The organism is Pseudomonas sp. CFBP2511 (genome assembly GCF_030209255.1).
Classification (GTDB): domain Bacteria; phylum Pseudomonadota; class Gammaproteobacteria; order Pseudomonadales; family Pseudomonadaceae; genus Aquipseudomonas; species Aquipseudomonas avellanae.
The window spans coordinates 144,607-165,315 of record NZ_JARVSI010000027.1; the positions used below are offsets into that span (position 1 = coordinate 144,607).

At 58.0% G+C, this 20,709-nt stretch carries 21 protein-coding genes; 8 read left to right on the top strand and 13 right to left on the bottom strand.

The genetic code is table 11. From position 1 onward, the window contains the following. Window positions 1–225: 225 nt before the first annotated feature. The gene (locus QRN38_RS22655; RefSeq protein WP_010211225.1) at window positions 226–834 is read right to left on the bottom strand and encodes a DUF4946 domain-containing protein; all 609 of its coding nucleotides are present in this window, start codon (window positions 832–834) and stop codon (window positions 226–228) included. Window positions 835–936: 102 nt separating this feature from the next. Between QRN38_RS22655 and gloA the strand changes: the two genes are divergently transcribed. Next, on the top strand, window positions 937–1,458 hold the full coding sequence (gloA, locus tag QRN38_RS22660; protein WP_005737870.1) for a lactoylglutathione lyase: 522 nt from the start codon (window positions 937–939) through the stop codon (window positions 1,456–1,458). 88 nt (window positions 1,459–1,546) lie between these two features. On the opposite strand, the gene ahpF is transcribed toward gloA, so the two are convergent. The 3 genes from ahpF to QRN38_RS22675 all read right to left on the bottom strand — a co-directional run bounded on the left by ahpF (window position 1,547) and on the right by QRN38_RS22675 (window position 4,867). After that, window positions 1,547–3,109, bottom strand: coding sequence for an alkyl hydroperoxide reductase subunit F (gene ahpF, locus QRN38_RS22665; protein WP_007246288.1), 1,563 nt, complete (start codon window positions 3,107–3,109; stop codon window positions 1,547–1,549). A 124-nt stretch (window positions 3,110–3,233) separates the two neighbouring features. Continuing rightward, complete coding sequence (ahpC, locus tag QRN38_RS22670) at window positions 3,234–3,797, bottom strand: alkyl hydroperoxide reductase subunit C (RefSeq protein WP_003380444.1); 564 nt, start codon at window positions 3,795–3,797, stop codon at window positions 3,234–3,236. Window positions 3,798–3,907: 110 nt separating this feature from the next. After that, on the bottom strand, window positions 3,908–4,867 hold the full coding sequence (locus QRN38_RS22675; protein ID WP_024668287.1) for a site-specific integrase: 960 nt from the start codon (window positions 4,865–4,867) through the stop codon (window positions 3,908–3,910). 186 nt (window positions 4,868–5,053) lie between these two features. Here QRN38_RS22675 and QRN38_RS22680 point away from each other — a divergent pair, with 186 nt between their 5' ends. Next, window positions 5,054–6,064, top strand: a complete 1,011-nt coding sequence (locus QRN38_RS22680; RefSeq protein ID WP_057418427.1) for a DNA-binding protein — start codon at window positions 5,054–5,056, stop codon at window positions 6,062–6,064. 10 nt (window positions 6,065–6,074) lie between these two features. Here QRN38_RS22680 and QRN38_RS22685 read toward each other — a convergent pair whose 3' ends face one another. The 3 genes from QRN38_RS22685 to galU all read right to left on the bottom strand — a co-directional run bounded on the left by QRN38_RS22685 (window position 6,075) and on the right by galU (window position 9,738). Then, complete coding sequence (locus QRN38_RS22685; RefSeq protein ID WP_032710559.1) at window positions 6,075–7,373, bottom strand: hybrid sensor histidine kinase/response regulator; 1,299 nt, start codon at window positions 7,371–7,373, stop codon at window positions 6,075–6,077. Window positions 7,374–7,436: 63 nt separating this feature from the next. After that, window positions 7,437–8,795 carry a glutathione-disulfide reductase gene (gorA, locus tag QRN38_RS22690; protein ID WP_054090764.1) on the bottom strand — a complete coding sequence of 453 codons (1,359 nt, stop codon included), beginning with the start codon at window positions 8,793–8,795 and terminating at the stop codon, window positions 7,437–7,439. Between the two features lie 103 nt (window positions 8,796–8,898). Further along, complete coding sequence (galU, locus tag QRN38_RS22695; RefSeq protein ID WP_003315315.1) at window positions 8,899–9,738, bottom strand: UTP--glucose-1-phosphate uridylyltransferase GalU; 840 nt, start codon at window positions 9,736–9,738, stop codon at window positions 8,899–8,901. Between the two features lie 330 nt (window positions 9,739–10,068). On the opposite strand from galU, the gene QRN38_RS22700 reads away from it, so the two are divergent. Next, window positions 10,069–10,350 (top strand): lipoprotein, encoded by a 282-nt coding sequence (locus tag QRN38_RS22700; RefSeq protein ID WP_005766205.1) that lies wholly within the window; start codon window positions 10,069–10,071, stop codon window positions 10,348–10,350. Between the two features lie 57 nt (window positions 10,351–10,407). Here QRN38_RS22700 and QRN38_RS22705 read toward each other — a convergent pair whose 3' ends face one another. Next, a complete protein-coding gene (locus tag QRN38_RS22705) occupies window positions 10,408–10,761 on the bottom strand; it encodes a hypothetical protein (RefSeq protein ID WP_005737860.1) in 354 nt (117 codons plus the stop codon). Between the two features lie 167 nt (window positions 10,762–10,928). On the opposite strand from QRN38_RS22705, the gene QRN38_RS22710 reads away from it, so the two are divergent. Genes QRN38_RS22710 through alkB form a run of 3 tightly spaced genes read left to right on the top strand, consistent with a single transcriptional unit; the run spans window position 10,929 to window position 12,175 of the window. Continuing rightward, window positions 10,929–11,234 (top strand): DUF1883 domain-containing protein, encoded by a 306-nt coding sequence (locus QRN38_RS22710; RefSeq protein ID WP_003380432.1) that lies wholly within the window; start codon window positions 10,929–10,931, stop codon window positions 11,232–11,234. 14 nt (window positions 11,235–11,248) lie between these two features. Continuing rightward, window positions 11,249–11,431, top strand: a complete 183-nt coding sequence (locus QRN38_RS22715; protein WP_003380430.1) for a hypothetical protein — start codon at window positions 11,249–11,251, stop codon at window positions 11,429–11,431. A gap of 57 nt (window positions 11,432–11,488) precedes the next feature. Further along, entirely contained in the window at window positions 11,489–12,175 is a 687-nt protein-coding gene (alkB, locus tag QRN38_RS22720; protein ID WP_011104393.1) for a DNA oxidative demethylase AlkB, read from the top strand. A gap of 8 nt (window positions 12,176–12,183) precedes the next feature. On the opposite strand, the gene QRN38_RS22725 is transcribed toward alkB, so the two are convergent. The 4 genes from QRN38_RS22725 to gnd are packed head-to-tail and all read right to left on the bottom strand — an operon-like array spanning window position 12,184 to window position 17,536. Continuing rightward, the gene (locus tag QRN38_RS22725) at window positions 12,184–14,001 is read right to left on the bottom strand and encodes a glycoside hydrolase family 15 protein (RefSeq protein ID WP_005766210.1); all 1,818 of its coding nucleotides are present in this window, start codon (window positions 13,999–14,001) and stop codon (window positions 12,184–12,186) included. A 52-nt stretch (window positions 14,002–14,053) separates the two neighbouring features. Further along, window positions 14,054–14,872, bottom strand: coding sequence for a Cof-type HAD-IIB family hydrolase (locus QRN38_RS22730; protein ID WP_005766212.1), 819 nt, complete (start codon window positions 14,870–14,872; stop codon window positions 14,054–14,056). Beyond that, entirely contained in the window at window positions 14,865–16,397 is a 1,533-nt protein-coding gene (gene zwf / locus QRN38_RS22735) for a glucose-6-phosphate dehydrogenase (protein ID WP_005766214.1), read from the bottom strand. The genes QRN38_RS22730 and zwf overlap by 8 nt, the downstream gene beginning before the upstream one ends. Continuing rightward, window positions 16,397–17,536, bottom strand: a complete 1,140-nt coding sequence (gene gnd, locus QRN38_RS22740; RefSeq protein WP_310886852.1) for a phosphogluconate dehydrogenase (NAD(+)-dependent, decarboxylating) — start codon at window positions 17,534–17,536, stop codon at window positions 16,397–16,399. The genes zwf and gnd overlap by 1 nt, the downstream gene beginning before the upstream one ends. A 148-nt stretch (window positions 17,537–17,684) precedes the next feature. Between gnd and QRN38_RS22745 the strand changes: the two genes are divergently transcribed. Next, entirely contained in the window at window positions 17,685–17,858 is a 174-nt protein-coding gene (locus tag QRN38_RS22745; RefSeq protein ID WP_032622366.1) for a DUF6026 family protein, read from the top strand. Window positions 17,859–17,994: 136 nt separating this feature from the next. On the opposite strand, the gene QRN38_RS22750 is transcribed toward QRN38_RS22745, so the two are convergent. Beyond that, window positions 17,995–18,486, bottom strand: coding sequence for a GNAT family N-acetyltransferase (locus tag QRN38_RS22750; RefSeq protein ID WP_005766220.1), 492 nt, complete (start codon window positions 18,484–18,486; stop codon window positions 17,995–17,997). A gap of 617 nt (window positions 18,487–19,103) precedes the next feature. Between QRN38_RS22750 and glgA the strand changes: the two genes are divergently transcribed. Next, window positions 19,104–20,693 carry a glycogen synthase GlgA gene (glgA, locus tag QRN38_RS22755; protein WP_285362567.1) on the top strand — a complete coding sequence of 530 codons (1,590 nt, stop codon included), beginning with the start codon at window positions 19,104–19,106 and terminating at the stop codon, window positions 20,691–20,693. Window positions 20,694–20,709: the final 16 nt, after the last annotated feature.

The following is a 20,709-nucleotide window of genomic DNA, read 5'->3' on the forward strand; positions in this document are numbered from 1 at the left end:
CAAAGCTGAACAATGCCTGAACTGGGTAGAGTAATTATTCAGTTTATCTACAATAATGACATATAAAAGATTTTGTAACCGGACGCGTCGAGAAGCGCCGTGTGGGCGAGGCAGTAGAGCTTCACACTTTTTTCACATGGAATCTCGGATGATGAAGACCGCTAAAGGAATAGCGCCCCATGCCCGCCTCGGCGGGCTTCTTTTTGCCTGCAGAAAAGTCCCGCCTTACTGCTCGGCCTCCAGACGCAGACTCTCGCGAATGCGTAACGCCTCGTCCTTGTTGGCTGCATAACCTTCAGCCGACCCTGCGTACGACAGCGACCAGGCCATCTCTTTATTGGCAGCCGCCACCAGCGTCTGGGTCAGCACATGCACACCGTTCTGAGTGATGGTGCAGGTGGTTTCCAGCGCCGGCACGACGCTCAACTGGCTCTCACGAACATGCGTGCAGACACTTTGCAGACCGCTGCGGGCGAAATTGACCTGCACGGATTTACGCATCTCCAGCAGCACCCCCTGAACATTGACCTCATGGCCGGGACTCAGGCGCGTCTGGGTCAATTCCATGACCATCAGCGGGTTTCCACGTTGATCGTTTTTAACCGCGCGCTGTCTGACCTGCACGGAGGGTTGAACGGGCGTATCTGACTCGGTCGGTAACGACTCGACCTCCCAGCCCGCAGGCCAGATGATCATCGCATCGGTGGCATGGGCATGGGCCTGTGCAGCGCACAGCAGCAGGCATAGGCCTGGCAAGAAACGTCGGTATTGCAGAGCAATCATGGTCAGGTCGCCAGAACGGTGGACCTGAAATTCTGAGCCTGTTGCCGGCATCGAGCAAGGACATAACGATGTTATCCGGGCCAGGGTTTGGCACTGACCGCCCTGCCCCGTATCATTTGGTACTAATTTGTACATTCTGTTGGAGACATATTCATGAGCTTGCACGAACTCAACACACTACCGGGCGTGACAGCCAACCCTGAAGCGGCTACCCGGCAGTTTGTGTTCAATCACACCATGCTGCGCGTCAAGGACATCACCCAATCGCTGGACTTCTACACCCGCGTGCTGGGCTTCAGCCTGGTTGAAAAACGTGACTTCCCGGAAGCTGAGTTCAGCCTGTACTTCCTTGCACTGGTGGACAAGGCACAAATCCCGGACGACGACGCTGCGCGCAACGAGTGGATGAAATCGATCCCGGGCATTCTGGAGCTGACCCACAACCACGGGACAGAAAGCGATGCGACAGCCTCGTATCACAACGGCAACAGCGACCCGCGCGGCTTTGGTCACATCTGCGTGTCCGTACCCGACGTAAAGGTCGCCTGCGAGCGCTTCGAAGCGTTGGGTGTGGACTTTCAGAAACGCCTGTCCGATGGCCGCATGAACAGCCTGGCGTTCATCAAGGACCCGGACGGCTACTGGGTAGAGATCATCCAGCCGACACCACTCTGAGGCCCTGCGTGAATCGTTCCGATACTGAACGATAAGCGAAAAAAAACCCCGTGATCGCTCACGGGGTTTTTTATTGACCGCTAAACAATCAGGCTGGCGCGGAGGTACGGATCAGGTGATCAAAAGCGCTCAGCGAGGCCTTGGCACCCTCGCCCAGGGCGATGATGATCTGCTTGTACGGCGTCACGGTCACGTCACCGGCAGCGAAAATGCCCGACACTGACGTTTCACCCCGCGCATCCACCACGATCTCGCCACGCGGCGACAACTCAAGGGCGCCTTTGAGCCATTCGCTGTTGGGCAACAGGCCGATCTGCACAAAAATACCTTCCAGAGGAATGGTGATTTCTTCGCCAGTCGTGCGGTTCTTGTAACGCAGGCCATTGACCTTCTGCTCGTCGCCAGTCACTTCAGTGGTTTGCGCACTGGTAAGCACGGTGACGTTCGGCAGGCTGTGCAGCTTGCGTTGCAACACTGCATCGGCGCGCAGTTGCACGTCGAATTCCAGCAGCGTTACGTGAGACACGATACCCGCCAGGTCGATGGCCGCTTCGACGCCCGAGTTACCGCCACCAATCACGGCAACGCGTTTGCCTTTGAACAGCGGACCGTCGCAGTGCGGGCAGTAGGCCACACCCTTGTTGCGGTATTGCTGCTCACCGGGAACGTTCATCTCCCTCCAGCGCGCGCCGGTGGCAAGGATCACCGTCTTGGCCTTGAGGCTCGCGCCGCTGGCGAACTTCACTTCGTGCAACTCACCGGCCGCGCCCGGAATCAGCTTGTCGGCGCGTTGCAGGTTCATGATGTCGACTTCGTACTGCTTGACGTGCTCTTCGAGCGCAACAGCCAGCTTCGGCCCTTCAGTGTGTTGTACCGAGATGAAGTTTTCGATAGCCATGGTGTCGAGCACCTGACCACCGAAACGCTCAGCTGCAACGCCGGTGCGGATGCCTTTGCGGGCGGCATAGACCGCAGCCGCCGAACCGGCAGGACCGCCACCCACCACCAGCACATCAAAGGACTGCTTGGCGTTGAGCTTCTCGGCCTGACGCGCACCGGCACCGGTGTCGATCTTGGCGAGAATTTCTTCCAGGCCCATACGGCCCTGACCGAACAGTTCGCCGTTCAGGTAGATGCTCGGCACCGACATGATCTTGCGTTCGGTGACTTCGTCCTGAAACAGCGCGCCGTCGATGGCGACGTGCTTGATGCCAGGGTTCAATACTGCCATCAGGTTCAACGCCTGGACGACGTCCGGGCAGTTCTGGCAGGACTGCGAGAAATAGGTTTCGAAATGGAATTCGCCTTGCAGAGCGCGAACCTGTTCGATGGTTTCCGCACTGACCTTGGGTGGGTAGCCGCCAACTTGCAGCAGCGCCAATACCAGCGAGGTGAATTCGTGGCCCATGGGGATACCGGCGAAACGCAGGCTGATATCGTGGCCAGGGCTGCTCAGCGAGAACGACGGCGTACGTGCGTCGGTACCGCTGTCATTCAGGGTGACGTCTTTGGAAACACTGATCACGTCGTTGAGCAGTGCGAGCATTTCCTGAGACTTCGCGCCGTCATCAAGGGACGCGACGATCTCGATGGGGCGAGTGACCCGCTCCAGGTAGGATTTCAACTGGGCTTTAAGATTGGCGTCCAACATGTGGCGACTTCCTGTTTACAAAGGGTAGAAATAACAACGCCCAGGCGATTACCGCCCGGGCGTTTTATGGGGCGATGCGGTTTACTTGCTCAAGAGCTCAACGCCCCCAGCCGATTCATGTGAATCAGATCTTGCCGACCAGGTCCAGAGACGGCGCCAGAGTGGCCTCGCCTTCTTTCCACTTGGCAGGGCAGACTTCGCCCGGGTGAGCAGCAACGTACTGAGCGGCCTTGATCTTGCGCAGCAGCTCGGAAGCGTCACGGCCAACGCCGCCGTCGTTCAGTTCAACGATTTTGATCTGACCTTCCGGGTTGATCACGAACGTACCGCGATCCGCCAGACCGGCTTCTTCGATCAGCACGTCGAAGTTGCGCGAGATAGCCAGGGTCGGGTCACCGATCATGGTGTACTGAATCTTGCCGATTGCTGGCGAAGTGTTGTGCCATGCAGCGTGAGCGAAGTGGGTGTCAGTCGAAACGCTGTAGATTTCTACGCCCAGCTTCTGGAAGGTGTCGTAGTTGTCAGCCAGATCTTCCAGTTCGGTCGGGCATACGAAGGTGAAGTCGGCCGGGTAGAAGAATACGACAGACCACTTGCCTTTGAAGTCGGCGTCCGAAACGTCAACGAAAGAGCCGTTCTTGAAAGCGGTAGCCTTGAACGGTTTTACCTGGCTGTTGATGATAGGCATCGGTATATCTCCTGATGGTTTGGATGGGTTGTGAATTCGATGGAGTGAAGCTTACGCATCATCCGTGACAATCGCTCATTGGCAAACCTGATGTCACTGATTGCTTTTCACTATGAAGGCAGCTTATCAATAGAAGAAACCTTCAGGCCGATTCCGCTCTCCGGGTTGCCTGGAAACGGCGCGGCGTCAATGTAACGCATCGCCGACTTGATGTCCCTCCAACCGACATAAGCCATCAGCGACTTGAGGTCCCAGCCAGCGGCATGCGCCCAACTGGCAAAACCACGACGCAGCGAGTGGCTGGTGTAATGCTCGCCGGCAATGCCTGCGCGTTCGAACGCTTGACGCAGCAACGGGATGACGCTGTTGGCATGCAGCCCCTCCTCCTGCAGATTGCCCCACCGGTCAACGGCTCTAAACACCGGACCGCGCACCAGCGCCGCACAGTTGACCCACTCGATGTAGGCCTGCACCGGGCACAGCCGCTGCAAGGCGGGTGTCTGATAAGTCCTGCCCAGGTTGTCACGATCCCCTTTGCTGCGCGGCAGATACAGGGTGATACCCGAGTGAGCGATGGCCTTGATGTCCTGCACTTGCAGACGGCATAGCTCATCACTGCGAAAGCCCCGCCAGAAGCCCAGCAGAATCAGTGCCGAATCACGACGACAGCGCAGCAGGCGCGGTTGATCGTGCTGCGCGGCCGCTTCCTGTATTTCGAGCTGCAGCCAGGCGATGACCTTTTCAAGGTCCTGCAACTGCAGAGGCTCGGCCTGTTTTTCCTGTGCCGGGTGCAGCGCACGAATGCCCTTTATGACCTTGCGCACCATCGGTGCCTTGGTGGGGTCGACAAAACCCTGGCTGATATGCCACTGGGCCAGCGCCGACAGACGCAGCTTCAAGGTATTGACCGACAATGTTCCGGCATAGCAGGCCAGGTAGCGCGCGACGCTTTCGCTGGTTGCCGGCAGAAACCCGCCCCATGTCACCTCGAAATGTTCGATGGCCGCCCGGTAGCTCCGGCGCGTGTTGTCACGGGTCGCGGCATCTATGTAGCGATCGACGTCATTCATGGCCATTCATTGCTCAAAGCCTGCGGGTGTACCGGGAACAGCCTTCAAAAGGCCGCTGACAGTGCCTGACACGGGATAATACGCCAATATCCCATGTTAATTAATTCAAATAATACGAATTTATTTTAAATAATATAGTATGTAATTACAGGGTACATACCACAGTACGAAATCGTAGGAGAAAGCATGGCTCGGGGCGGCGTAAACAAGGCATTGGTGCTCAAGGCAAGGGCTTCTCTGTTAGCCAGAGGCGAGAACCCGAGCATTGATGCGGTACGCATCGAGATGGGTAATACCGGCTCGAAAACCACGATTCATCGCTACCTCAAAGAACTGGATGCTACGCACGCGCCAGCGCCGGACCTCAATGAGGAACTGAGCGATCTGGTGGCCCACCTCGCCCAGCGCCTTGACGAGCGGGCGCAGGAGCGCATAGACGAGGCGCACGACAAGTACCAGGCCAGCTGCAATGACCTGCAGCAGCAACTGACGACGGCCCGGCAACAGATCAGTGAATTGCAGGAACACCTGCTGCAACGCAACGAGACCGTCGAACATCAGGCCACCGCCCTGCTCCAGACCCGGCAAACGCTGCAAGACGCCCAGACCGAGCACGCCAGGCTGCTGCAAGCCAATCTTGATCTGGAATCTCGCCTGCAAGACAAGGAGGGTCAGATTCACTCCCTTGAGGAAAAACACCAGCATGCCCGCGAAGCACTGGAGCACTACCGCAACTCGATCAGGGAGCAGCGCGAGCAGGAGCAGCAGCGCCATGAAGGCCAGGTTCAGCAATTGCAGATGGAATTGCGACAGGCACAGCAAAGCCTCGCCATGCGCCAGGAAGAGATCACGCAGCTCAATCGCGACAACGAACGGTTGCTGGCTGAAAACCGCAGCACTCTGCGTGTCGCGCACGACCAGAAAGATCAGCTGAGCCGGGCCACTGCCCAGGCCGCTGCGTTGGCTGAACACCAGCAACGCACCCATACACAGTGCGCACTGCTGGAAGAAAGGCTACGCAGCCTGCAGGAAGAGCGTGCGGCGCTCAAACAGAGCGTGACCGATGGCCAACAGCAAAACCGGATGCTGGAACTGCTGTTGATCAAAAAGGAAGTCGCATTGGAAAACCTGCAACTACAGGCCAACCCGCCTGAAAAACCTGCGACGGGCAAAAAGAAGCCACCCAATAAAGCGTAAGGGACGGATTTCAGGCAGTCGCTGCGCCACACGGCAGGTACAGACAAATCCGCGTGCCTTGACCCTGCTCGCTTTTTATCTGCACATGCCCGCCAGTCTGCTTGATGAAACCGTAAACCATTGACAGGCCCAGGCCTGTTCCCTGGCCAACAGGCTTGGTCGTGAAAAACGGGTCAAACACTCGATCAATGACATCTTGGGCAATTCCACAGCCATTGTCTTCGACACTGAGCCGCACATAGTCACCTGCGGCCAACGCCCCTTCCTGCGCAACAAGCCGCAAAGCCTGACTGCGAACACTGATCAGACCGGCGACAGGCACGGCATCACGCGCGTTGATCACCAGGTTCAATAGCGCGTTTTCCAGCTGATGCTCGTCAGTCTGAATGGCGCTCAGCCCCTCCTCCAGCTCAATGTGCAATTGCGCATGATTACCGACCGTGCCGCGCAGCAACTCTTCCATCGAGCGCACCATGCAATTGATATCCACCGTACCGACGCTGAGTGACTGACGGCGGGCAAAGGTCAGCAGTCGCTGGGTCAGCGCAGCAGCACGATTAGCTGAACTGACCGCAGCGTCAACGTAGCGATCCACCTCACCGAAGCGCTGCGCCCCTATACGCAGCCTGATCATATCCAGCGCGCCGAGCACCCCGGACAGCATGTTGTTGAAGTCATGGGCGATGCCGCCGGTCAATTGACCGATGGCGTCCATTTTCTGTGCATGGCGCAACACCTCTTCAGCCTGAGCCCGCTCCGCGATCTCGACCTGCAACAACTCATTGGCCTTTGCCAGTTCGCGGGTACGCTCAGCCACGCGCAACTCCAGACTTTCGTTGAGTTCGCGCAACGCTTCTTCGGCATTGACCTGAGCGGTGATGTCGGTGTGAGTACCCAGCCAGTGGGTGATGTGCCCTTGTGCATCGCGCATGGGCAGTGCGCGTGACAGAAACCAGTTGAAGGCACCGTCCTTGCCGCGCAGGGCAAAGGTGTCCTCCCAGACAGAGCCGGTGGCAAAGCAGTATTGCAAGCGTGCCATCACCCGCTCGCGATGCTCGGGATGCACGACCGAGCGCCAGCCCAGCGCCACCATGGCCTCCAGCGTAGCGCCGGTGTAAGCGTACCAGCGCTCGTTGTACCACTGGACCTGACCACGCGGGCTGGCAGTCCAGGCCAGCTGACTCATGTTGTCAGCCAGCATCCTGAACCGACGCTCGCGCTCACGCAGCGCATCGACAGACTGCTCGACCACACAGTCCTGGCTGGTCGGATGCAGAGGCATCCAGGCAGAGGGTTTTTCTCTATTCACTCAGGGATCCGTCCTTTCAAGCTTTAACCCGGAGACCTTCCTGAACTCCGGGTGCTGCGCGGTTTAACGCTTTGCGGGCGTGCGCATGGTAACGAACTCCTCTGCAGCCGTAGGGTGCACGCCGATCGTATCGTCGAACACTTGCTTGGTTGCACCCGCCTTGATGGCAATCGCCAGGCTCTGCACTATTTCGCCAGCATCGGGCCCGACCATGTGGCATCCAAGCACCCGGTCAGTCTTCGCGTCTACCACCAGCTTCATCAAAGTGCGCTCCTGATCGTCGGTCAGCGTCAGCTTCATGGGCCTGAACCGACTCTCGAAGACCTGCACATCATGACCCGCCTTGATCGCATCTTCTTCAGTCAAACCGACAGTGCCGATGTTCGGCAGACTGAAAACCGCTGTTGGAATGTGATTGTAGTCTACCGGACGATATTGCTCGGACTTGAACAGGCGACGGGCCACGGCCATACCCTCAGCCAGCGCCACCGGCGTCAGTTGCACACCGCCTATAACGTCGCCGAGCGCGAGAATGGATGGCTCACTGGTCTGGTAATGCTCGTCGACCTTGATGTAGCCATGCTCGTCGAGCTTGACGTCGACACTGTCCAGACCAAGGTTATCCAGCATCGGCCGACGACCCGTCGCATAGAACACGCAATCGGTCTCAAGTGTGCCACCACCCTTCATGGACAATAGCAGACTGCCATCGGACTGCTTGTCGATGCGCTCGATATCACTGTTGAAGCGAATCGTCATGTGGCGCTTGAGCAACTCTTCATGAAGATGGCTACGCACGCTGCCGTCAAAGCCGCGCAGGAACAGTTCGCCACGGTAGACCAGCGTGGTGTCGGCGCCCAGACCATTGAAGATCGAGGCAAATTCCACGGCGATATACCCGCCGCCTACCACCACCACGCGTTTTGGCAGGGCCTTGAGGTAGAAGGCCTCGTTGGACGTGATGGCATGCTCGCGCCCAGGCACGTCAGGCACCTGCGGCCAGCCGCCGGTCGCAATCAGGATGCGCTCGGCGCTGTGGGTCTGGCCGTTGATCTCGACCTGTTGAGGGCCGACGATTTTTGCATGACCTTCCAGCAGCGTGACGCCGCTATCAACCAATAACTTGCGGTAGATGTCATTGAGGCGATTGATCTCGCGGTCCTTGTTGGCGATCAGCGTGGACCAGTCAAAGCTGGCTTCACCCAATGACCAGCCGAACCCTTTGGCGTGATCGAAGTCTTCGGAAAAATGCGCGCCATACACCAGCAATTTCTTGGGCACACACCCCACATTCACGCAGGTACCACCCAGATAACGGCTTTCAGCCACTGCCACTCGCGCACCGAAACCGGCCGCAAAACGCGCCGCCCTGACGCCACCCGAACCGGCACCAATTACAAACAGATCAAAATCAAAGGCCATTGATATCTCCTAGGCAGGGGCACAGCATAACCGCTTGGCGGTCTGGCAGAAACGACAAAGCCACCCGAAGGTGGCCTTGTGCAAAAACGTCATCAATCAAAAATCAATGCGCTTTGCCAGCTTTGTAGAAATGTTCGAAGCAGAAGTTGGTCGCTTCGATGTAGCCTTCAGCGCCGCCACAGTCAAAGCGCGTGCCCTTGAACTTGTAGGCCAGCACGTTACCTTCCGCTGCCTGCTTCATCAGGGCGTCAGTGATCTGGATCTCACCACCCTTGCCTGGCTCGGTCTGTTCGATTTTTTCGAAGATGTCCGGCGTCAGAATGTAACGGCCGATGATCGCCAGGTTGGACGGTGCATCTTCAGGCTTCGGCTTTTCGACCATGTCGGTCACGCGGAACAAGCCTGGCTTGATCTCTTCGCCAGCGATGACGCCGTACTTGTTGGTTTCCGACGGATCGACTTCCTGAATGGCAATGATCGAGCAGCCATAGTGCTTGTGCAGCTTGACCATCTGCGCCAGCACGCCGTCGCCTTCAAGGTTGACGCACAAGTCGTCGGCCAGCACTACGGCAAACGCTTCGTTGCCGATCAGCGGACGACCGCTGAGGATAGCGTGGCCCAGGCCCTTCATTTCGGTCTGACGCGTGTAGGAGAAGCTGCACTCGTCGATCAATTTGCGAATACCGACCAGATACTTCTCTTTGTCAGTGCCTTTGATCTGATGCTCAAGCTCGTAGCTAATGTCAAAGTGATCTTCAAGAGAGCGCTTGCCACGGCCAGTCACGATGGAAATTTCGGTCAGACCTGCCGCGAGCGCTTCTTCAACACCGTACTGGATAAGTGGCTTGTTGACCACCGGCAGCATTTCCTTGGGCATGGCCTTGGTCGCTGGGAGGAAGCGAGTGCCGTAACCGGCTGCTGGGAACAAGCATTTCTTGATCATAAAAGTCCTTGGTAAGGGCTGATGGTGTTAACGGGCCAGTCTAATCAGGCGGCGGCCACCTTACAATGACCCGCCAAGGGCCGTCCAATGCCATGATAGAGGAATCCACAGCCAGATAGTTCCGCACAATCTCGTATATTGCGAGCATCGAATGGCGCCGCATGGGCATAAAACTGCCTCACTCTACTGACAATCAGACTAAAGATAACGTCTGCATCAGCCGACGTAATGGCGGTGCAATAACGTAAAACATGGCGGAACGATGGCACCCGCCCAAAGTCCAACAGCTCGCTGTTGCCTTTTCTCTGAACTTATATCGAAGCGAAAAACATGATCAGACTCCTGTCCATTATTGCTGTGCTGGGCCTTGCCGGCTGCGCGACCGCCTCAAACACCTACCTGAAAAACGGTAAACAGGGGCTGAGCATCGACTGCTCCGGCGAAGCCATGTCGTGGGCCAGCTGCTATGAAAAGGCCGATGCGTCCTGCGCGGGCACAGGCTATGAAATCGTCGGCACAGACGGCACGCCACAGCCTGCGGAACGCGACAAGACCCTGGGCGTGGACGTCGGTAACTACAAGAGCCGCAGCGTGCTGGTGGTGTGCAAATAAGTCAGGCCTGCCGCCCCGTGCAAACACCGCAGGGCGGCGCGATCCACAAGGGTGCAATTAGCCGGAAATACACGCGTCGGCGGCGTTCTGAACGTCCCTGAAGCGGATAGGCACATTGGAAAGTCGCTCGTAGACCTTGATCGTGCTGCCGCCCGAGCGTGTCTCGATATCGACGACGGCCGCTGGCGACTTGCTGAGCTTCTGCGCCACGATGACTCGCAAACCGTCATGACGAGGCTCTACCAAAGGGGGTTTGCGGCTGCTACTGATCTTGCCAATGAAACAGTCCGCATATTCCTGAGGCTTCTTGCCCGACATCACGCTCATGGTAGGGAGCGTATGCTCGATGTCATCCACAGTGGCACAGCCGGTCATCGCCAGAGCCAGGACTACTACAGCAGCCAGTTTCATACAAAGCCTCCGAATAAAGGTCCTACGACAAGCCCGGGCGCAATTAAATCCCGACACAGGTGTTTTTTGCGAGAAACACGGCAAATTAGCTGCCATGAACGTCAAATTGCGAACGTCGCATGCTATCGTTTTGATTTTTCAGAAAAACCCCCGCTTCGGAGCCCGTCATGAAATTCGTACACCAGCGTGAGCATCTCAACGAGGACGACCTGGTCGTTATCGAGTGCTCCCAGACCTGCAATATTCGCCTGATGAACGATGCGAATTTCCGCAGCTTCAAAAACGGTGGTCGGCACACGTATCACGGCGGTGCGTTTGACACGTTCCCGGCCAAGATCGCTGCACCCAGCACTGGCTTCTGGAACATCACCATCGATACCGCAGGCCGCAAGGTCGATACCAACGCCGGACGCAAACCGCCTTTTACCCACAAGATCAAAATCGTCCGGCGCTCGACCTCTCGCCTGGGATGATGCAAGGAGTGACCGTGAACAATCCAGCACCGCGTACCACCAAATTCGCTGTCAGCTACAAACTCAACGGCGAACGCCGCTTCGAGTTCGCCCAGTTGCAGTCGGCTTCTGTAGAAGAAGCCGAGGCAGCCCTGAAGAAAATGCATGGCCCGGGCGACGATCAGATTACCGACGTCAAGGTCAGCAAGGCGCTCTGATTAAATGGAGCGCTGATTCAGCAACGCACACGATACTGCCAGGTGTTCGACCCGATCATGCAACGCAAAGGTGACACTCCCGCCACTCTGGACCTGTTTGCCGACCAGACACCCCAGCCTCGACGCGACGAGCAGATCGGGCCGGGGTCATGGTTATTCAGCGGTTTTGCGCTGCCTGCCATGCCAACGCTGCTGCTCGCCCTTGAGCAGACGCTGGGCCACTCCCCGTTCCGTCACATGCTCACACCCGGCGGGCTAAGCATGTCCGCTGCATTGAGCAGTTGCGGACCGCTGGGCTGGATCACTGATCGTCACGGCTATCGCTACAGCGACGTGGACCCGCAAACCGGTCAGCCCTGGCCTGCGATGCCGGACGCTTTCATGCAACTGGCGCAGAGCGCCGCACTCGCCGCCGGCTATCGCGGTTTTGTGCCTGACGCCTGCCTGATCAATCGCTATATACCCGGCGCAAAGATGTCGCTGCATCAGGACAAGGACGAGCACGACCATCGCTGGCCCGTGGTCTCGGTGTCATTGGGTATCCCGGCGATCTTCCAGTTCGGCGGCATGCAACGCAGCGACAAGACCCGGCGCATTTCACTGTTTCATGGTGACGTGGTGGTCTGGGGCGGCGAAGACCGGCTGCGCTTCCACGGCATCTTGCCGATAAAGCAGGCTGAACACCCATTGCTGGGCGAGCAACGGATCAACCTGACGTTCCGAAAGGCCGGTCGCGATAGCTGACAGGCCTCCTAAGCCCCCTCAAGCGCCCCTGAAGTCCGTGTCAACGCAGGACAGACCGCTCGATGCAGGTTCAGCGCGGTATTGATAATGCCAATGTGACTGAACGCCTGCGGGAAATTGCCCAGCATCCGACCATCCTTCGGATCATATTGCTCCGCGAGTAGCCCGACGTCATTGCACAAACCGCACAACCGCTCGAACAGCGCTGCGGCGTCATCGGCCCGGCCCAGCAGCACGTAGGCATCGGCCAGCCAGAACGAACAGACCAGAAAGGTCCCTTCGCGTCCTGCCACCCCATCGACGCTGCGCTCATTGTCGTAGCGCAGTAACAGGCCATCCTGCATCAGCGTGCGCTCGATCTGCGCGACAGTGCCGATGACACGAGGGTCTTCGGGTGGCAAAAAACCGGTCAGGACAATCTGCAGCAAACTGGCATCGACCTCTGTCGAACCGTAGGTCTGCACGAAACTGCCCAGTTCGGCATCAAAGCCGTGGCGACAGACATCCGCATGGATTTCGTCCGCCACTCGCCGGTAGTGTTCCGCCAGAGCACGATCTTCTTCGCCTTCGGCAGCCTGAGCGATCTGCGTGGCGTTGCGGTCGAAGGCCACCCAGGCCATGACTTTGGAATGGGTGAAGTGACGTGGTTCGGAGCGAATCTCCCAGATTCCGGCGTCCGGCAGGTGCCAGATCTTCGCCAGATAAGGCATCACCACCTTGGAAATCGCCACGCTGCGCGGGTGCTGCGGCATGCCGCCTTTAAGGGCCTGAATCATCGCATCTGCGACTTCGCCATAGACATCCAGCTGAACCTGATTGGCCGCGCCGTTACCCACTCGCACTGGCAGCGAGTGCTCGTAGCCGCTCAACCACGGCAGTTCATATTCCTGCAAACGTCGCTCACCGCCCACGCCGTACATGATCTGTATCTGTTCCGGGTTGCCGGCAATCGACCGCAATAGCCAATCGCGCCAGGCGGTAGCTTCCTCGAAATAACCCAGATTCATGAAAGCCAGCAGGGTCATGGTCGCGTCGCGCAACCAGCAATAGCGGTAGTCCCAGTTACGCTCGCCACCCAATTGCTCGGGCAACGAGGTCGTCACGGCGGCAACAATGCCGCCGGTGGGCGCATAAGTCATGGCCTTGAGGGTGATCAGCGAGCGTTTCACCTGCCCCGTCCACGGCCCGACATCAGGGCACCGATCAGAAAACTCGCGCCAGTAGGCTGCAGTGGTCTCGAGCGCATGATCGGGATCGATCTGTACGCGCAAAGGTTCGAAGGAAGGCTGGTACGCCAGAACGAACACCTTGCGCTCACCTTCCCCGACCTGAAATTGACTGGCGGTATGGTGATCCTGCGGATGCAAGGCCACCGGGCTATGCAAAACCAGCATTTCGGGACCTGCCACCGCTGTCAACGTATGCGCGTCCTTGCGCTCGACCCACGGCACGCTGCTGCCGTAATCGAAGCGAATGGCAAGGTCGACGCCGAACTCCACCTGCCCGCTCAGCCCGACCACCATACGCACCACATGGCCGCTGGTGTTCATGGGCATGAAATCGATCAACATCGCGCGACCGTCACGGGTTTCGAAGACGGTCTCGAGAATCAGCGTCCCTTCACGATAACGGCGCTCGACCGCGATAACCTCGGCGCGTGGCGCGATCTTCCAGCGCCCGTGTTCTTCGCTGCCCAGCAATGCCGCAAAACAGGCCGTCGAGTCAAAGCGCGGAAAACACAACCAGTCCAGTGAGCCATCCCGGGCGACCAGGGCAGCTGTCTGACAGTTGCCCAGCAATGCGTAGTCTTCGATCAGTGCAGCCATTCAGAAATGCCCGTCTTGAGAGAGGGTTCGTCGACATGAACAACAGGCCGGTTCAGGCTGGCAGGATGTAACGCTCGATGGCTTTGGCAACACCGTCCTGCTCATTGCTATCTGTAACATGGTCCGCCTGTCCCTTGACTGTCTGCTCACCCTGCCCCATCGCGATGGACAACCCGGCCGCGTGAAACATCGCCACGTCGTTACCGCCATCACCGATGGCTGCGGTACGGGACAACTCGACACCCAGGTATTTCGCCAGCGCGACCAGTGCCGAGCCCTTGTTGGCGTCCAGCGCGGTCACGTCCAGGTAGTATTTTTGCGAGCGGGCGGCCAGCGCCAGGCCTTCGATCTGCGGGTTGAGCTGTGACTCCAGGGTCTTCAGCAGCTCGAAATCGGCACTGGCTGCGACGATCTTGTCGACGCGATCAAGGTACGACTCGAAACTCTCGACCTGAACATAATCGTAGCCCAGCGCGTCGCGCTCATGATCGACGTAGTCCGCGCCAGGGTCGAGCAGCAGCCACTGATCATCGGCAAACACCCAGATAGCGACGTTGTGCCCTGCGAACAACTCAAGGCAGGTCCTGACCGCAGCCGGATCAATACGATGAGCCGCGAGCAGGCTGCCATCGGGATGAGTGATGGTGCCGCCGTTAAAGGCCACCGTTGGCAGATCGACACCCAACGCTTCGATGACCTGACGCATGGCCCTTGGCGGTCGGCTACTGGCCAGGGTGAAGTGGATGCCTGCCTGACGCAGGCGCCCGATCGCTTCGATGTTGACCTGACTCAAGCTGTGATCGCGGCGCAACAACGTGCCATCGATATCGGACAACAGAAACTGTACAGAGGATGAAGACGGCTCAGACATTCAGATCTCTCCACTCGCGACCATCACGGCTCAGCAACTCGTCACCCGCATCAGGTCCGTTCTTGCCAGCCTCATACGGCTGAACTTCAGGCTGGCTGGCCCAGGCATCAAGAAACGGCTGCACCGCACGCCAGCCGTTTTCGATGTTGTCGGCACGCTGAAACAGGGTCTGGTCGCCGGTCAGACAGTCGTATATCAGGGTTTCGTAGCCGGTCGAAGGCTGCATCTCGAAGAAGTCCTTATAGGCAAAACCCAGCGCGATGTCCTCCATGTCCAGCGTCGGGCCGGGCCGTTTGGCAAACAGGTCGAACCACATGCCTTCGTTGGGCTGAATCTGGATGCGCAGGTAGTTGGGCTTCAAACGATCGACTTCGGTGTCACGAAATTGCGCATAGGGCGCAGGTTTGAAGCAGATGGCGATTTCAGTGCTGCGGGCACTCATGCGCTTGCCTGTGCGCAGATAAAAAGGCACGCCCACCCAGCGCCAGTTGTCGACCATGACCTTGAGCGCCACATAGGTTTCCGTCGTACTGTCAGGCTCGACCCGATCTTCCTGGCGATAACCGACAACCTCCTTGTCGCCCATCGTGCCCTGCGCATACTGACCGCGTACCGAATTGGCCAGTGCTTCCTCTTTGTTCCACGGCCTGATCGCGCCCACCACCTTGGCTTTTTCGCCACGGACCGCGTCGGCACCGAAGGCCGCGGGGGGCTCCATCGCGACCATCGCCAGCAACTGGAACAGGTGATTGGGCACCATGTCGCGCAGTGCACCAGTGTGCTCGTAAAAACTGCCGCGGGTCTCGACACCCACGGTTTCCGCAGCGGTGATCTGCACGTGGTCGATGTAGTGGTTGTTCCAGAACGACTCGAACAGGCCATTGGAGAAACGGCTGACCAGAATGTTCTGCACCGTCTCCTTGCCCAGGTAATGGTCGATCCGGTAGATCTGTTTTTCGCTCATGACCTTGAGCAGGCAGCCATTGAGCGCCACTGCACTGGCCAGATCGGAGCCGAACGGCTTTTCGATGATTACCCGTCGGAACCCGTCATCGGTTTCCTGCAGCAAACCGGACGACCCCAGGCGCTGGGCCACTTCGCTGAAGAACCGCGGCGCGGTGGCCAGATAAAACACCGCGTTTTTCGCACCGGTGCTCTCGATCTTGCTGGCGATGTCCTGATAGGTCGAATCATCCAGAAAGTCACCCTGCACATAGCTGATACGCTCGGCCAGCGTGCCCCACAACGCAGGATCGAGAGGGTCCTTGCCACCGCCGGCAATTTTGCCGGCGGCCTCGTCGCGAATGAAATTTTCGAGTTTTTTGGCGAAGTCCGCATCGCTGATCGCGTTATGATCGACGCCGACGATGTGCAGCCCTTCATCCACCAGACCGTCGCGCGACAGGTTGTAAAGCGCCGGCATCAGCAGACGCTTGACCAGGTCACCATGTGCACCGAACAGAAACAGGGTGGTTGGGGGCGCAACTTCGGCTTTTTGCTCGGCACTGCCGCGCGACAGACCCATTACTTGGGTTCCTTGTGGCCACCAAATCCAAAGCGCATGGCAGACAGCATCTTGTCTGCATACGAGCTTGTCTGACGGGAGCGGAAGCGCGCGAACAAGGCGCTGGAGAGCACCGGAACCGGTACGGCCTGCTCGATCGCCGCCTCGATGGTCCAGCGTCCTTCACCACTGTCGGCGACCGAGCCGGAAAAGGCGTCGAGTTGCGGGTCAGTCGCCAGGGCATCGGCGGTCAGGTCGAGCAGCCAGGATGAAACCACACTGCCACGACGCCAGACCTCGGCAATGTCTGCAGTGTTGAGGTCGAAACGCTGCTCGGCCGGCAGATGCTCGGAGTTTTTCTGCTTGAGCAGGTCGAAGCCTTCGGCGAAGGCCTGCATCATTCCGTACTCGATGCCGTTGTGGATCATCTTCACGAAATGCCCCGAACCTGCAGGGCCTGAGTGGATGTAGCCACGCTCTGCGCGGTCGTCGGTCGAGGTACGACCGCGAGTGCGCTCGATCGAACCAAGGCCGGGTGCGAGGGACGCGAACAGCGGATCAAGACGCTCGACTGCCGCCACGTCGCCACCGATCATCATGCAGTAGCCGCGTTCAAGGCCCCAGACGCCACCGGACGTGCCGACATCGACATAGTGCAGGCCTTTTTCGCTCAGTTCCTGCGCACGACGAATGTCGTCCTTGTAGAAGGTGTTACCGCCATCGATGATCACGTCGTCGGCTTCAAGCAACTGACTGAGGGTCTGAATGGTGTCTTCGGTCGGAGCGCCTGCCGGGAGCATGACCCAGACTGCACGAGGCTTTTCCAGTGCACTCACCAGTTCCGCCAGATCAGCGACGGCAGTGGAGCCCTCATTGGCCAGGGCGCTGCGTGATGCCTCATCGCGGTCATACACCACTGTAGTGTGACCATCCAGCATCAGTCGCCGTGCAATGTTGCCGCCCATGCGGCCCAGTCCAATAATCCCAAGTTGCATGAAGGTGCTCCTTAAATCGTAAAAAGGTGCCCCACTTGCCGTCCAGCGCATCGACGGGTAGCGAGCATGCTGTTTAGTCAAGCGAGGCAGAACGTCGGTTCCCTTGCAAGAAGGTGAAGGCAGGATTGCCCTCCGATGGTGCATTTTGTCGCGATTAATAAACATTCGCGACAATTAAAAATAAAAAAGTTCCAAAATCATGCAAAAGAAATCAGAATCGGTGCCGATAGAGAGGTAAGCAGCGGCGCTCATGGATTGAAAGTCATTGCCACGGACCTTTCTGAGGTTGAATCCGCCATTTGCGAGGTGAGCAATGGGCACTGTACTACCAGCACTTGCACCACAGACCCTTTATGTCACGATCCGTCGCGACGAATTGCGTGCATTGAAAGAAGAACGCGAGCAGTTGCAGCGAAAAGTGGCTCACTTGACCATGATGCTGCAGCAAAACCAGCTGCCTGCACCCGGCAAGATGCTTCAAGCCTGACCGCAGTTGCACTACCCTTCAGACCGCTCCGTGGCAAGCCCGATATGCTGGCTTGCCCACTTGATCTGATGCTTCGCACAATCTTCTCCGCTTCTCCCTCCCCCGCCCGACCTGCTGCAGGCGCCCGCCACATTGGCTAGAGCGACTTCTGCCAGAACATCGCACGCCCCATTTCAGGGTTCAGCTGATAATTATCGAAGCCTAGCTTTTTATAAGCGCCTTGCGCCACGTCGTTGCCCTCGAGCACTTCCAGGGTCAGCTTGCAGCAACCGCGTTGACGGGCAATTTCTTCCACTTTGAGCAACATTTTGTGGCTGATACCCAGACCACGATATTGCGAGACCACCGCCACGTCATGAATGTTGACCAGAGGGCGGCAAGCAAAGGTTGAAAAACCTTCGAAGCAGTTGACCAGCCCGACCGGCTCGCCGGAAATAAAGGCCAGCACGCTGAAGGCATGTGGACGCTTGGCCAGCTCTATGGCCAGTTGCTGCCGGGTATCACTGGACAGTGACTTGCCCGCCCCCATGACATCCATCGAATATTCGTTCAAGACAAATCCGATCGCGTCAGCGTGCACAGGATTTGTATAACTCGCTTGCAGTACCAGTACCTCGGGGGCTTCCATTTCCATCCTCGTCAATTCAATCAGAGTGATTCAGTGAAATCAGTCAAAGGGGCGTTTATCAGGACCAGCGCCAAGGCTGGGACGGCTGGTCCGATTCTATCCTGCCTCGCTCCAAAATGTTCCAGCACAAATGTAGGAAATTTCTCCCCATGCCCGGAGATTGAACATCAGGCGCACCCGGAAAAGGCGCGCTGCACCGATGAGGCTCATCAACCCCTCGCTTGACTACCCTTCTGTTATAAAAACGAAGCACTTGGCAGGTATTGTCGAACGATCCGACGACCGGTCGTGTGCCGCGCAGCCTCGAAATCGAGCCCGAAAAAAACGTATCGACTGCCGGGCCGGCTCTTGCAGCATGCCCATCGCTGCGGCGTCGAAGCCCATGCCAGACATTCGTAAATAAAAAAGTCGAAACTTCTCAAAAACCGCCGGGTCAGGTGAATAGAGCATCTATGCTATTGGCTGACATCCGGTTATGGCGACATCACGCCGCTTGGTCACTACGCATAATCGAAACGGGTATTGATCTTGCGTAGTGCACGTATGTGTACCCGGCCATAGGAAATGGCCAATAAAAATCAAAGTGATGCACCAAGACTGTTTAAGGGGAAAAATCGATGATTAGCGCTGCTGTCAAAACCCAGAAGGGAGAGAGTTTTAACCAGCCAGTTGGCGAGCTGACTCATCTGCCGATCTTTGCTGCCAAGAGCGTTACTTCGCTGCAATTGCCGACCTCGACCGTTCAACCGACCATGTCTCAGGTCAACAGGCGCAAAGTGCTGTTCGTGACCTCCGAACTGGCCGACCTGGTGAAAACCGGCGGGCTGGGCGATGTGTCTGCCGCACTGCCACGCGCCATGCGCCACCTGCACGACGTTCGAGTTCTGATTCCTGGTTATCCGCAAGTGATCAACAGCGGCAACCCGATCCATATCATCAGCCAGCTGGGCGGGCATGCTGCACTGCCGCCCTGCAAGGTCGGGCGTATGGACATGAAAGATGGCCTGGTCATCTACGTGCTGATCTGCCCGGAACTGTATGAGCGCGAAGGCACGCCTTACGCTGACACTAACGGCCGCGACTGGTCCGACAACCACATCCGTTTTGCCCGTCTGGGCCTGGCCGCTGCCGAGTTTGCTGCTGGCGAAGTGAAAAGCCAGTGGTGCCCCGAGCTGGTTCACGCCCACGACTGGCCTGCCGGTCTGGCGCCGGCTTACATGCGCTGGCGCGGACAGTCCACGCCGAGTATTTTCACGGTTCACAACCTGGCCTATCAAGGCACCGTGAGTACTGCGTCGAGCCGTGAACTGGGCATCCCGGATGAGGCGATCACCCCGGAAGGCATGGAATTTTACGGCAAGCTGTCGTTCATCAAGGCCGGTATGGCGTTCGCGAACCACATCACCACGGTCAGCGCCACTTACGCCCGGGAAATCACCACACCTGAATTCGGCTGCGGCCTTGAGGGCTTTTTGCAGAGCAAGGCCGACAAAGGTCAGCTCAGCGGCATTCCCAACGGTATCGATGAAAGCTGGGACGCCGCCACTGACGAACACCTGATCTGTCACTTCGCGCCCAATGAGTGGACGCGCAAGGAAATCAATGCCGATTACGTCCGCGAGCTGTTTGAGCTGGACGCCTCCAGCGGGCCGCTTTACGCGGTGGTTTCGCGCCTCGTTTACCAGAAAGGCCTGGACCTGACCATCGGCGTGGCCGAGCACATCGTCAACAACGGTGGGCAGATTGCAATCATCGGCCGCGGGGAGCCCGAAGAAGAAGATGCCATGCGCGAACTGGCGGCACGCTTTCCTGGCCGTATCGGTGTGCGTATCGGTTTCAACGAAACCGATGCACGACGCATGTTTGCCGGCAGTGATTTTCTGCTGATGCCGTCGCGCTATGAACCCTGCGGCTTGACCCAGATGTACGCCCAGCGTTTCGGCTCGCTGCCTGTCGCCCGCAACACCGGCGGCTTGGCGGACACCATTGAGGATGGCGTTACCGGCTTTCTGTTCAATGAATCAACCGTCGAAAGCTACACCGAAGCCCTGAACCGCACGTTTCAGGTCTTCGCTCACCCGGAACTGCTCAATGCCATGCGCTGCCGCGCAATGGCTGCCCCCTTCAACTGGCATCAGGCAGTGGAGCCCTACGCAGAGCTTTATCGCGACCTGTTGAAGAAAAACGTGAGCATGACCAGCAACTAACTAGGTTAAGGATTAA

Excerpts from the sequence above, each read along its gene's own strand:
- QRN38_RS22655 (WP_010211225.1), bottom strand. The coding sequence starts at position 834 with ATGCCGGCAACAGGCTCAGAATTTCAGGTCCACCGTTCTGGCGACCTG.
- gloA (WP_005737870.1), top strand. The coding sequence starts at position 937 with ATGAGCTTGCACGAACTCAACACACTACCGGGCGTGACAGCCAACCCT.
- ahpF (WP_007246288.1), bottom strand. The coding sequence starts at position 3,109 with ATGTTGGACGCCAATCTTAAAGCCCAGTTGAAATCCTACCTGGAGCGG.
- ahpC (WP_003380444.1), bottom strand. The coding sequence starts at position 3,797 with ATGCCTATCATCAACAGCCAGGTAAAACCGTTCAAGGCTACCGCTTTC.
- QRN38_RS22675 (WP_024668287.1), bottom strand. The coding sequence starts at position 4,867 with ATGAATGACGTCGATCGCTACATAGATGCCGCGACCCGTGACAACACG.
- QRN38_RS22680 (WP_057418427.1), top strand. The coding sequence starts at position 5,054 with ATGGCTCGGGGCGGCGTAAACAAGGCATTGGTGCTCAAGGCAAGGGCT.
- gorA (WP_054090764.1), bottom strand. The coding sequence starts at position 8,795 with ATGGCCTTTGATTTTGATCTGTTTGTAATTGGTGCCGGTTCGGGTGGC.
- galU (WP_003315315.1), bottom strand. The coding sequence starts at position 9,738 with ATGATCAAGAAATGCTTGTTCCCAGCAGCCGGTTACGGCACTCGCTTC.
- QRN38_RS22700 (WP_005766205.1), top strand. The coding sequence starts at position 10,069 with ATGATCAGACTCCTGTCCATTATTGCTGTGCTGGGCCTTGCCGGCTGC.
- QRN38_RS22705 (WP_005737860.1), bottom strand. The coding sequence starts at position 10,761 with ATGAAACTGGCTGCTGTAGTAGTCCTGGCTCTGGCGATGACCGGCTGT.
- QRN38_RS22710 (WP_003380432.1), top strand. The coding sequence starts at position 10,929 with ATGAAATTCGTACACCAGCGTGAGCATCTCAACGAGGACGACCTGGTC.
- alkB (WP_011104393.1), top strand. The coding sequence starts at position 11,489 with ATGCAACGCAAAGGTGACACTCCCGCCACTCTGGACCTGTTTGCCGAC.
- QRN38_RS22725 (WP_005766210.1), bottom strand. The coding sequence starts at position 14,001 with ATGGCTGCACTGATCGAAGACTACGCATTGCTGGGCAACTGTCAGACA.
- QRN38_RS22730 (WP_005766212.1), bottom strand. The coding sequence starts at position 14,872 with ATGTCTGAGCCGTCTTCATCCTCTGTACAGTTTCTGTTGTCCGATATC.
- zwf (WP_005766214.1), bottom strand. The coding sequence starts at position 16,397 with ATGGGTCTGTCGCGCGGCAGTGCCGAGCAAAAAGCCGAAGTTGCGCCC.
- gnd (WP_310886852.1), bottom strand. The coding sequence starts at position 17,536 with ATGTTTATTAATCGCGACAAAATGCACCATCGGAGGGCAATCCTGCCT.
- QRN38_RS22745 (WP_032622366.1), top strand. The coding sequence starts at position 17,685 with ATGGGCACTGTACTACCAGCACTTGCACCACAGACCCTTTATGTCACG.
- QRN38_RS22750 (WP_005766220.1), bottom strand. The coding sequence starts at position 18,486 with ATGGAAGCCCCCGAGGTACTGGTACTGCAAGCGAGTTATACAAATCCT.
- glgA (WP_285362567.1), top strand. The coding sequence starts at position 19,104 with ATGATTAGCGCTGCTGTCAAAACCCAGAAGGGAGAGAGTTTTAACCAG.